The organism is Peribacillus sp. R9-11 (genome assembly GCF_031345095.1).
Lineage (GTDB): Bacteria > Bacillota > Bacilli > Bacillales > DSM-1321 > Peribacillus > Peribacillus butanolivorans.
On sequence record NZ_CP133763.1, the window covers coordinates 2,454,774 to 2,466,883 of the forward strand.

A 12,110-nucleotide genomic window follows, 5' to 3' on the forward strand; every position below is an offset into this window, starting at 1 on the left:
AAAGTAAATGCAAGAAGAGATGAGGGAATAATGTGGAAATCCATTTGGTGGCAAAAGATGAGATAGAAGCTCAAGGAATCCGGTGGATAGTGGAGTCTCATCTTACTGGAGTTCGATTGATTCTGTGGAAAACAATTGAGGAATTTGAAGTGGGTATGCAAAATCAACAACCAGAATTCGTCATTTTGGATATGGATTTATGGACGAGTGAAAGTGAGATGTTGGGTGTTAAGTTAAAGCAACGAGGTATTCGATGGTTAGGAGTTTCATCTGAGCGAATCTTTCAAACTGCATATCGAGCGCTTCGTTTTCGTGCGGAAGATGTTTTATTCCGTCCTTTTTCTTCTGTAGACTTAGTAAAACATATTCAACAATTACGTTATCAATTGAGAAACGGTCAAGGTTATCTCTCAAATAACACAATGGAAGTAGAGAATACGTTGGCCATCGGTTACCCTGATTTCTTTTTGACAGAGCGGAGACATAACAGTAGGTTAACGATGGTCGCATTTTTGACACCTCATCATAACACGCTTCCTTTAGTTTATGATGAATTACAACGTTATTCTTTTACCGGCAATAATCAAATATTTGCGTTATCGGATTTTATTTTATGCGTCCAGGAAACTAAGGAAGTCGATGTATATAAGGAAGAGTATCAAGCGTTTCTTGCTCACTGGAAAGAACGTATGGATGAGCCTCTTGCCATAATAATCAAAGTAGCAACTTCAGATGATTCGTTAAAAAATACATACCAGCAAACTCGTGAATTGACGAGGCGAATTTTTTTCGAAGGTTATGATATTATTTTAGCAGAAAGTCAACAAATGTCCTCTCAAGAGATGGATCCATTTCTCACTCCTCTGGAACAACGGCAATGGATTGAAATGCTTGAAAGACGAGATACGAAAGCGATTAGGAATTGGGTCGAGCATGAATTTCTGACTTTTCAGCAACCATACCCTGACCCTGAAATAGTTCGCATTCGCCTTACAAGTGTTCTTGCACAAATCAGGAGGCATATGAAATCATACAACCTCCAAAACTCTTCTTTAGAAGCAATCTATCATGAAGTTTTTCAGCAAATAGTACATAAACCAGTTATTTATCAAATTGTTAAAGAGCTGCTTATGTTTACCACCCGTTTGCTTCTTCAGGACCATGAGCAATTACAAAATGGGGCGCGCACACTTGTGGAAAAAGCAAGGGAGTTAATTGAGTCTAACTATTGGGATGCCCAATGGAGTTTATCAACATGCGCTGATGCGCTTCGTATTAATAAAAGCACTCTAAGCCGTCGTTTTGCAGCCGAATCCGGTCAGTCTTTTCGCAATACCCTGCATCAAGTTCGAATTAGAGAGGCTAAACGTCTATTAAAGGAATCGGATTTATCATTGGAAGAAATTGCACAATTAACGGGTTATTCACATCAAACATATTTTAATGCAAAATTCAAACTGCTTGAAGCGTGTACACCATCTGCTTATCGGTCTGGATTATGAAAAAAGGCGATTCAGCTAATACTGAATCGTTTTTTTTATTGGGCTACAAATGAAAAAAAATGAAATTGTTTATAAAAATATAAAACAAATAAAAAAATATGAAAACAATTCATAAAAATATCATTAAATTATAATAAATTATTTGAATTTTTAGTTTAAAATGAAAATATAACACATCAAGGAGGCTGTAAAAAATGAATGCTAATACAAAAAACAAGGTTATACGATATGAAGGTACAGATTTGAATACAAAAGGGTGGCAACAAGAGGCCGTTCTTCGAATGTTGATGAATAACTTAGATCCAGAAGTAGCTGAACGCCCAGAAGATCTTGTGGTATACGGTGGAATTGGAAAAGCAGCTCGTAACTGGGAGTGCTTTGATGCAATTGTCAAATCACTGAAAGAACTGGAAGACAATGAAACTTTACTTGTTCAATCTGGAAAACCGGTGGCTATTTTTAAAACTCATACCGATGCACCACGTGTACTTATTGCAAATTCGAACATTGTCCCGGCTTATGCAAATTGGGAAACATTCCATGAACTCGATAAAAAAGGGTTGATGATGTATGGACAAATGACAGCTGGCAGCTGGATATATATCGGTTCTCAAGGAATTGTGCAAGGAACTTACGAAACATTCGCGGAGCTAGCGAAGCAGCATTTCAATAATACTTTAAGAGGCACTATCACAGTAACTGCGGGTCTTGGCGGTATGGGTGGGGCACAGCCGCTAGCCGTAACAATGAACGGCGGTGTCTGTATCGGAATTGATGTAGATGAAACAAGAATTGACCGGAGAATTGAAACTCGTTACACGGATGTGAAAACGGATTCATTAGAAGAGGCTATCCGTTTAGCTATAGAAGCAAAACAAGCAGGAAAAGCTTTATCCATTGGTCTGATTGGGAATGCTTCTGACATTCTTCCTGAAATGATTGCTAGTAACTTTATCCCGGACGTGTTAACCGATCAAACATCTGCACACGACCCACTAAACGGTTATACACCTTCAAGTATGTCATTTGAAGCAGCAGCTGAATTGCGCAAATCGAATCCAAAAGAGTATGTAAAACGCTCTAAAGCTTCTATGGCCAAACATGTAAGAGCAATGCTTGAAATGATGGAAAAAGGTGCAGTGACGTTTGACTATGGTAATAACATTAGACAAGTGGCGAAAGATGAAGGGGTGGAAAATGCATTTGACTTCCCTGGATTTGTTCCAGCTTATATCCGCCCACAATTCTGTGAAGGAAAAGGTCCTTTCCGTTGGGTAGCACTGTCTGGAGATCCTGAAGACATATATAAAACAGATCAGGCGATTTTACGTGAATTTGCAGATAATGAACATTTATGCAATTGGATTAAAATGGCTCAGGAAAAAATTCAATTCCAAGGCCTCCCTTCTAGGATTTGCTGGCTCGGGTATGGCGAGCGTGCCCGTTTCGGGAAAATTCTAAATGATATGGTCGCGAGCGGAGAATTAAAGGCACCAATAGTAATTGGGCGTGATCATCTGGATTCAGGCTCTGTTGCTTCGCCAAATCGTGAAACTGAAGCTATGAAAGACGGATCAGATGTGGTAGCTGACTGGCCAATTTTAAATGCCATGGTGAACGCAGTCGGTGGAGCTACCTGGGTATCCGTACATCACGGCGGTGGAGTAGGAATGGGTTACTCTCTTCATGCAGGTGTGGTTATTGTGGCTGACGGTACAAAAGAAGCAGGGGCTCGCATTGAACGTGTATTGACAACAGACCCGGGTATGGGTGTAGTGCGACATGTGGATGCAGGGTATGAATTGGCAGAGAAAACTGCTCGTGAAAAGGGCATTAATATCCCAATGCTTGATAAAGGAAAAGATAAGTCATGACAAAACCAATTTGGATAAAAAATGCCACACATCTCGCTACTCTTGCATCAGAAAAAAAAGGTCCTCGTTCAAAAGAGGCTATGTCTGACCTTGGATTGATCGAAGATGGCAGCTTGTGGATGGAAAATGGCTTGATCCAAGCTGTGGGTACGACTAAAGAAATAGAGGAGCTTTATGCAGATAGATTGCATGAAGCTGAAGTTTTCGATGCGTCTGGCCACCTTGTAACACCGGGTCTAGTGGATCCCCATACGCATGTTGTATATGGCGGGAGTCGAGCAAGTGAATTTGAAATGCGTCTTGAAGGTGCAACATATATGGACATTATGAATGCGGGTGGCGGTATCCATGCAACCACCCGTATGACAAGGGAAGCAAGTGAAGAAGAATTGATGGAACAAACCATACGTCGACTTGATTCGTTTCTCGCTCATGGTGTGACAACGGTGGAAGGGAAAAGCGGTTACGGTATGAATCTGGAAACTGAGTTGAAACAGTTGCGTGTGATGAAAAAGCTTCAGGAAAAGCACCCTATTGATCTTGTTCCAACTTTTATGGGAGCACATGCGGTGCCGAAGGAGTTTAAAGGTCGTGAAGATGACTTTGTCGATCATTTGATTAATGAAATGCTTCCCATTGTAGCAAAAGAAAAGCTGGCAGAGTTTAATGATGTATTTTGTGAAAAAGGCGTCTTTACACCTGAACAATCGGAGCGGATTCTAGAGGCGGGAAAAAATTACGGTTTGATTCCTAAAATTCATGCTGATGAAATTGAGTCTTATGGTGGCGCAGAATTAGCTGCGAAAATAGGAGCTATTTCAGCCGAGCATTTATTGAAAGCTTCAGAAGAGGGCATTCAAGATATGGCCAAATCAGGAACGATTGCCTGCCTCCTTCCAGCAACAGCTCTGTATTTACGTGAAGAGGCGGCTGCAGGACGACGGATGATAGATGAAGGTGTAGCGGTGGCCATTTCGACGGATTGCAATCCCGGGTCCTCACCGACGACTTCTATGCCCCTGGTTATGAATCTAGCATGCATCTCGATGCGGCTCACCCCAGCAGAAGCATTAACGGCGGCGACATATAATGCTGCTTGTGCGATCAATAGGCAGGAAAAGGTAGGATCGCTGGAAGTCGGAAAACAAGCAGATGTTGTTTTATGGAATGTAGAAAACTATCAGGAATTGCAATATTTATTTGGAGTTAACCACGTTAAGTCCGTATGGAAAAAAGGCGTACAAGTGGTGAAATAATATAGAGAAAGAATGGCTTCAAAAGCCTGATGATCTTGGAATGTACCAGAAGAAGATACGCCTTACCTTATCCTTTATGGAGCACCCATTTCACGGTCCTCAATCAGTGTATCAGGAGCCTCTTTATATCCGCTGAAATTTCGGCGGATGTGAATAGGCTTTGTTACCTACAACTTGGATGAAAAAGTGGATCTAACAGAATTCCGAATTGTCAATGAAGGAGATATACTTGATATTTTAGCTGCGCTGGGTGTACATGCTTCTACCCAAGGTGGAATGCCAGCTAATGAGTTGATTGATATTTTACTAGATATTGGCCAGCACACGATTGTCATGCAAATTGATTTTGTCTGTCTTGATCCGAGCAAAGCCTATACGGGTGCCGAAACAGTCAAAGTCAGGGTATGCATGGCTGCAATTTATTACAGGTTGCTAATACAGACTAGATAAAGGGTCTTATGATTACAGTTTTTATGTTTAAAATCAGTAAGTATTGCTGCTCTCTATCACACATCAAGGGGGGAACTACATGTTGAGAAATAAATATCGTTATTTTATTATTTTTATGATTATTCTTATTACAATCATAAATTATATTGATAGAGGTGCACTTTCATATGCCCAAGCTGAAATCATCAAGGAGTTCAATTTAGATCCAGTAAGTTGGGGAGCAATCTTAGGATATTTTGGATATGGTTATATATTCGGAGCGCTATTTGGTGGTGCTTTAGCAGATAAGAAAGGTCCTAAATTTATGTGGATCATTGCTGGAACTACATGGTCTTTTTTTGAAATTGGGACAATATTCGCAGGTCATATAGGTGCAGCATTATTTGGAGGTTCTGCATTGGCAGGATTTGCGGTGTTTCGTGTTTTATTTGGGTTCGCTGAAGGACCTACCTTATCAACAATGAACCGAACTATGGCAAACTGGGTATCTCCTAAAGAAAAAGGGTTTGCTGTAGCACTTGGATTAGTTGGGACGCCAATTGGAGCATTAATTACTGCACCCATCGTAGTAGGTCTTCTAACATTCACTAGCTGGAAAGTAACATTTGTTATTCTCGGTTTATTAGGTTTTATTTGGGTAGTAATTTGGAACAAAGTATTTACAAACCTACCTGAAGATCATCCAAGAGTCTCGAAAACCGAACTAGAAGAAATTCGAAGTGCAGATATATTAATTAAAGGCGAAACGAAATTAGACGAACAAATAAATGTACCGTGGTACCATTTTTTTAAAAACCCTACGTTAGTAATGAATGCCATTGGATATTTTGCCTTTTTATATGTAAATATTTTATTACTTACATGGACTCCCAAATATCTGCAAGATGAATTTAATTATTCACTTTCATCTCTTTCATATATTGGTATGATTCCCTGGGTAGGAGCTATTATCACTGGATTATTAGGTGGTAAAATCTCGGATATATTACGTAGAAAAACAGGGAATTTACGTTTTGCTAGATCTTGGTTCACAGTAGTTTCCTTATTTTGTACAGCTGTTTGTTTTATGTTGATCCCAACTGTTGAGAGTGCAGCAGCAGTACTTGCATTAATGTGTATAGGCAATGCCTTTAATTATTTACCAAATTCTATCTATTGGATTGTTGTTCTTGATACAGAGCCAAATAAAGCAGGAACTTTTGGGGGAGTAACTCATTTTATTGCGAATCTAGCTACTATTATTGCACCGACCCTAACAGGAAGTCTTGTAGCAAAACATGGATATAATGCAATGTTTATTGCAGCATCCATTGCAGTAACAATAGGAATGATAGCCATGGTTTTTGTGAAACCAGGTAAACAAAGTAACTCGTCTAAATCAACCAATGATATGGTCAGTTAAAAACATAGTCTTTCTAGGAAATAGGGTTTCAACAAAGAAAGTAAATTAGAAAGAAGAGATTAAGACCAATAAATAAGAACTTACAGCTTATAAGGAGCAATGGTTACGGCGATTGCTCCTTTTTTGTAAGATGATGCTAAAAGAGAAACAATAAATATTGATATAAGAGAGGTTGGATTAGCTTCTTAATCCAAGATAAGTGGATGTTGCATTGGATGTTTTCTTTTTTGATAATCCTATACACATCCTTTCTCTTGATTTCCGCTTCATGGATTAGTACGAGACACAAAGCAAATGTTCTATTTGTATGATGCGTCTCAAAATTGTTTTTCTAAATAGGTTTAATCCTCCACTGCAATAGAAAAGACAACGAGGGATAAATTTAATTACTAATAATGGGGTGGATATCATGTCAATTATAAAGACTTCGGAGAGCTTATCCGAGGAACAGAAAAAGGAAAATGAATCACTCGATTTATTTCTTTCAACACAAACGGTCATCAAAGAGGCGCTGAATAAACTAGGTTACTCAAACGAATTATTTGAATTATTAAAAGAGCCTCTTCGAATGCTGACAGTTCGTATACCTGTCAAAATGGACGATGGTTCTGTTAAAGTTTTCACCGGCTACCGTTCTCAACATAATGATGCTGTAGGACCTACGAAAGGAGGCGTTCGCTTCCATCCAGAAGTAAATGAAAATGAGGTAAAAGCATTATCCATTTGGATGAGTTTAAAGTGCGGCATTACTGATCTTCCTTACGGCGGGGGAAAAGGTGGTATTATTTGCGACCCAAGGGTAATGTCGTTTGGAGAACTTGAGAGATTAAGTCGTGGATATGTTCGTGCTATTAGCCAAATTGTTGGCCCTACAAAAGATATACCAGCACCTGATATGTATACGAATTCTCAAATAATGGCGTGGATGATGGATGAGTACAGCCGCCTTCGAGAATTCGATTCTCCTGGATTTATAACAGGAAAACCGATTGTATTAGGAGGGTCACAAGGTCGTGAAACGGCTACTGCACGTGGCGTAACTATTTGCATTGAAGAAGCGGGAAAGAAAAAAGGCATTGACTTACATGGTGCACGCATCATTATTCAAGGCTTTGGGAATGCAGGGAGCTTTCTGGCAAAATTTATGCATAATGCAGGAGCTATGGTGATCGGCATTTCTGATGCAAATGGTGCTCTTTATGATCCAAAAGGACTTGATATTGATTATTTGATTGATCGACGTGATAGTTTTGGAACAGTAACGAACTTATTTACCAATGTTATTACGAATCAAGAATTACTTGAAAAAGAATGTGACATTCTTGTACCGGCAGCTATTTCAAACCAGATTACAGCACAAAATGCCCATCGTATTAAGGCATCGATTGTGGTGGAGGCAGCAAATGGGCCAACAACCCTCGAAGCAACCAAAATATTGGATGAAAGAGGAGTCCTCCTTGTTCCGGATATATTGGCAAGTGCCGGTGGGGTAACTGTTTCTTACTTCGAATGGGTTCAAAATAATCAAGGGTATTATTGGTCAGAGGAAGAGGTTGTTGAAAAACTGCGTAAAGTAATGATTGATTCTTTTGAAAATATATATCAAAACGCACAGGTTTATAAAGTGGATATGCGTTTAGCCGCCTATATGGTTGGAATTAAAAAGTCGGCTGAAGCTTCGTCTTTCCGTGGCTGGGTATAAAATGTGAAAATCTCTATTTAAATAGGAAAATAAGGGGTTTAAAATAAAATCTTCTAAGGGGAGGGAATTTTTATGTGGATAATCACTGTCCATGCGAAGAACAGTATAAAAATGTTTGAGTATGACACTGAAAAGGAAGCACGGGCAAAATTCGAGAGAATACAAGGGTGTAAAATCCTTAGTGAAGTCATTTATTTCAATGATTATTGTTTAGCTTAATCATGATAGTTTCGGTTCCATAGGTGATTTGGTAGAAGACTCTTTTATAGAAAATTGAGGATAGTTGAAAGTATTTGCAAAATGATGAAATCTATAATACTTGAGTTACATTAGTTTGGCACAAAAGAGATAATACTAGCGAAATTTTCGTTATAAGTGTTTATATTTATAAATGTTTTGTGTTTTTTAATAAAAATACAATAGAAATATAATATTATAATATAAATAATAAGATAATCATTAATTTATAATATTTTTTGTGAGATTTTCATAATAAAATTAGGTTCATAGCTAGGAGGTAAAAATATATCAAAGCGATAACAAATGGTGAAATAATGAATGTATAGTACAGCATGCTGGAGTTGGCATTTTGTATATAGATTATTCATTTTGAATTAGTTGTTGCGGAGGCCGGAAAATTTAGTGATTTTGTTGGAATATGTCCTAACTGATATTTCATTGTAAAGTATTTTTTTAAGTTGATATATCTGAAAAATCTAAAAATGGAGGGGATTCTTTGAGCGAACAAAAATTCACGATTGACGATGCACCATTTAAAAAGTTTCATTTTCGTATTGCTGGCCTTACTTTTGGATCAAGCTTCTGTGATGGTTATTCACTTGGAATCATCGCGATGGCTCTGACAGTACTTGGTCCTCAATTGGAGCTAAATGCAATGTGGACGGGATTGATCGGAAGTTCTGCATTAGTCGGTCTTTTTGCGGGAGCTTTGGTACTTGGAAGGCTTTCTGATCGTATAGGCAGACAGAAAATCTTTCTCGTAAACTTTTTACTTATCACGATTGCTACTATTTTACAATTTTTTGTTAGTAGTCCAGAAGAGCTTTTGATTTTACGGTTACTAATTGGTTTTGGACTTGGAGGAGATTACGCTGTCGGTACGACTTTACTCGCCGAGTTTTCACCAAAAAAGTATCGCTCCTCGCTCCTCGCGTCTATAAACGTAGTATGGACGCTTGGATATGTAGCATCAAACTTTGTGGGTCATTACTTGGGACAGGTTGGTTCAGACTCATGGCGTTGGATGCTTGTTAGTGCTGCTATTCCCGCTATTGTGGTTTTAATCTTACGGATAGGAACGCCTGAATCACCAAGATGGCTTGTCAGCATGGGGCGTGTCGAAGAAGCTCGCCAGATTGTAAAGAAACACCTTGGATCGAACGTTGAAATGGGAGAAACGACTACTAGTGCTGAAAATCAAAAGACTCTAGGATTTCGTGGGCTTTTCAGTAAAAAGCTTCGTAAGCGTTTGGCTTTTGGTGGAATATTCAAATTAACTCTTGTTATTCCGTACTTTGCAATCTACACCTTTCTACCGTCCATACTAAGTACAATGGGTTTTGAACAAAACTTTTTTGCCGATACAATGTTAAATCTATTCTTGCTTGTTGGGGCAATTGTTGGTCTTTGGTTGCTTGCGAAATTTTCACGTAGAGGATTTACCATCGGGGCTTTTACAATCCTTACTATTTCATTGTTTTCACTCAGCTTCTTACACAATGGTTCTCAGTTCTTAATGTTGATAGCCTTCTTGATCTTTACTTTTTTCATGTCAGCAGCATCAAACCTTACATTAGTATACCCAGCAGAGCTATTTCCAACTGAGATTCGTGGATCTGGAATAGGTATGGTAACAGCAATTAGTCGGATTGGTTCTGCAATTGGAACATTTCTGCTGCCTATTAGTCTAAATTCATTCGGATTGGGTACTTCAATGATTGGTATGGCTGTAGTTCTGCTAATCGGTTTGATTGTATCGATTGCCTGGGCACCTGAAACGAAGAATCTTTCCTTACATGAAGCAAGTGATCCTTTGCTTGAAGCGGGTAACTCTCCGAAGGGAACCGATATTCTCTTTACAGAAAATAAGAAAATAACATAAGATTATTTTCTAGTAAATAATTGAGAAGAAACGTTACTATCGTCTCCTTGTTTAATCTTGAATATATTTTCGAAAGGGGAGGAGTGTTGGATCATGACAACAATAAATTGTATACACCCTAAAGATATTAAAGAGGTTGTACTTGGGGATGGTGCTATCTCAATCCAAGAAGTGATTGCGGTTGCTAGATATGGGGCGAGCGTTTCCTTTACTCAAACATATTGTGATAGGGTGGATAAATCCCGTAGCCTAATAGACAAGTTTTTAGATGAAAATCGATTGATTTATGGTGTAACAACAGGATTTGGCAGTAATATGACAGAGGTAATTTCTTCTGAAGATGCAGAAACTCTTCAACGAAATATTATTCGTTCTCATGCAGTTTCTGTTGGACCGCCTCTAGAAAGAGAAGTAGTGAGAGCCATTCAATTGATGATTCTTGTGAATTTAGGTCAAGGTTTTTCAGGAGTCAGATTAAAAGTATTAAATCTAATTGCTTCACTTTTAAATCACGATATTATTCCGTTTGTTCCAGGTGATGGGTCAGTGGGATATCTTTCTCCTGAAGCTCACATGGCCTTAGTAGTGATTGGAGAGGGGAAGGCATGGTATAAAGATGAGCTCATCCCTGGAATAGAAGCGCTAGAGAAAGCTGGATTAGCACCTGTTACGTTGGGTGCTAAAGAAGGATTGGCACTTACAAGTGGAACTACTTCTGTCACAGCGATGGCTATCTTGGCCTTATACAATAGCATGCAAGCAGCGAAAACTGCCGACATTACAGGGGCTATGTCCTTAGAAGTGCTAAAAGGTACAATTAAAGCATTTGATCCCCGTTCCCACACCGTAAAGAAACATGAGGAACAGGCTAAGACAGCCAGAAATGTAACAAGAATACTTGAGGGCAGCCAAATCATTGATACATACAAGGAACATAGATTACAAGATGCTTAGCATACGATGTATTCCACAAGTTCATGGTGCCATAAAGAGAGTATTGAAGGACGCTGCGGTTACTATTGAGAATGAGATGAACTCTGCAAGTGACAATCCAATTATATTTCCGGAAGAGGAAGATGGAATTGCACTCATGGGTGGAAATTTTGATGGTTCCTACGTAGGAATCTACGCGGATACGATGTGCATTGCCTTAGCGAATTTAGCGAAAATTACCGAACGAAGAATTGATCGTCTAGTAAACCATCACCTTAGTGAACTTCCTAATTTCTTAGTAGTTAATCCAGGGTTAAATAGCGGCTACATGATTCCACAATATACAGCTGCGGGACTATTGAATGAGATTAGAGTTCTTTCACATCCTGCAACCGTAGATAATGTCCCAACATGCGCTAACCAAGAAGACCTGATAAGTTTTGCCTATTATGCTTCGAAGAAAGCATATCAGATTTCAAAGAAACTTGAATATATTTTAGCCATTGAGCTTATGACGGCCACGCAAGCAATGGATTTTCATCACCCCTTGAAACCGTCGCCGATTACGGAAAGTGTGTACCATTTAATACGCGACCAAGTCCCAATGGTAAAAGAAGATCGATTTTTTTATCCTGATATCGAAACCGTTTATGAGCAAATTCACGAAGGAGAAATAGTCAAACTAGTCGAAATGGCGGTTGGTGAAATTGAGTTCTAAAACTATAGTGGAAGCTGTTTTACTCTAACCAATCTAAGTAAAGCGGCTTCCTTTTTTATCTTTCATCAAGTTAGGAATTTATTATCATCACGCTTATAGCAGAAAGCATAGTTTTTTCCCAACTATACTATCTAAAATGCTTAATCACCTA

At 38.8% G+C, this 12,110-nt stretch carries 8 protein-coding genes and 1 pseudogene; all 9 read left to right on the forward strand.

Annotated elements, in window-relative coordinates; all coding sequences use genetic code 11:
* Positions 1-32 precede the first annotated feature (32 nt).
* Positions 33-1,502 (forward strand): response regulator transcription factor, encoded by a 1,470-nt coding sequence (locus RE409_RS11950; RefSeq protein WP_201224742.1) that lies wholly within the window; start codon positions 33-35, stop codon positions 1,500-1,502.
* A 194-nt stretch (positions 1,503-1,696) separates the two neighbouring features.
* A complete protein-coding gene (hutU, locus tag RE409_RS11955) occupies positions 1,697-3,376 on the forward strand; it encodes a urocanate hydratase (protein WP_309559027.1) in 1,680 nt (559 codons plus the stop codon).
* Positions 3,373-4,632, forward strand: a complete 1,260-nt coding sequence (gene hutI / locus RE409_RS11960) for an imidazolonepropionase (protein WP_201180868.1) — start codon at positions 3,373-3,375, stop codon at positions 4,630-4,632. The genes hutU and hutI overlap by 4 nt, the downstream gene beginning before the upstream one ends.
* A 186-nt stretch (positions 4,633-4,818) precedes the next feature.
* Entirely contained in the window at positions 4,819-5,082 is a 264-nt protein-coding gene (locus RE409_RS11965) for a hypothetical protein (RefSeq protein ID WP_207196331.1), read from the forward strand.
* Positions 5,083-5,161: 79 nt separating this feature from the next.
* Entirely contained in the window at positions 5,162-6,484 is a 1,323-nt protein-coding gene (locus tag RE409_RS11970; protein ID WP_309559028.1) for an MFS transporter, read from the forward strand.
* Positions 6,485-6,893: 409 nt separating this feature from the next.
* Positions 6,894-8,186: a Glu/Leu/Phe/Val family dehydrogenase gene (locus RE409_RS11975; RefSeq protein ID WP_201180865.1), complete on the forward strand. Its 1,293-nt coding sequence runs from the start codon at positions 6,894-6,896 to the stop codon at positions 8,184-8,186.
* 72 nt (positions 8,187-8,258) lie between these two features.
* Positions 8,259-8,405 (forward strand): hypothetical protein, encoded by a 147-nt coding sequence (locus RE409_RS11980; RefSeq protein WP_162878834.1) that lies wholly within the window; start codon positions 8,259-8,261, stop codon positions 8,403-8,405.
* A 517-nt stretch (positions 8,406-8,922) separates the two neighbouring features.
* Positions 8,923-10,308, forward strand: a complete 1,386-nt coding sequence (locus RE409_RS11985; RefSeq protein ID WP_309559029.1) for an MFS transporter — start codon at positions 8,923-8,925, stop codon at positions 10,306-10,308.
* Between the two features lie 93 nt (positions 10,309-10,401).
* Positions 10,402-11,959, forward strand: a pseudogene (gene hutH / locus RE409_RS11990) (histidine ammonia-lyase).
* Positions 11,960-12,110: the final 151 nt, after the last annotated feature.

Excerpts from the sequence above, each read along its gene's own strand:
- RE409_RS11970 (WP_309559028.1), top strand. The coding sequence starts at position 5,162 with ATGTTGAGAAATAAATATCGTTATTTTATTATTTTTATGATTATTCTT.
- hutI (WP_201180868.1), top strand. The coding sequence starts at position 3,373 with ATGACAAAACCAATTTGGATAAAAAATGCCACACATCTCGCTACTCTT.
- RE409_RS11980 (WP_162878834.1), top strand. The coding sequence starts at position 8,259 with ATGTGGATAATCACTGTCCATGCGAAGAACAGTATAAAAATGTTTGAG.
- RE409_RS11975 (WP_201180865.1), top strand. The coding sequence starts at position 6,894 with ATGTCAATTATAAAGACTTCGGAGAGCTTATCCGAGGAACAGAAAAAG.
- hutU (WP_309559027.1), top strand. The coding sequence starts at position 1,697 with ATGAATGCTAATACAAAAAACAAGGTTATACGATATGAAGGTACAGAT.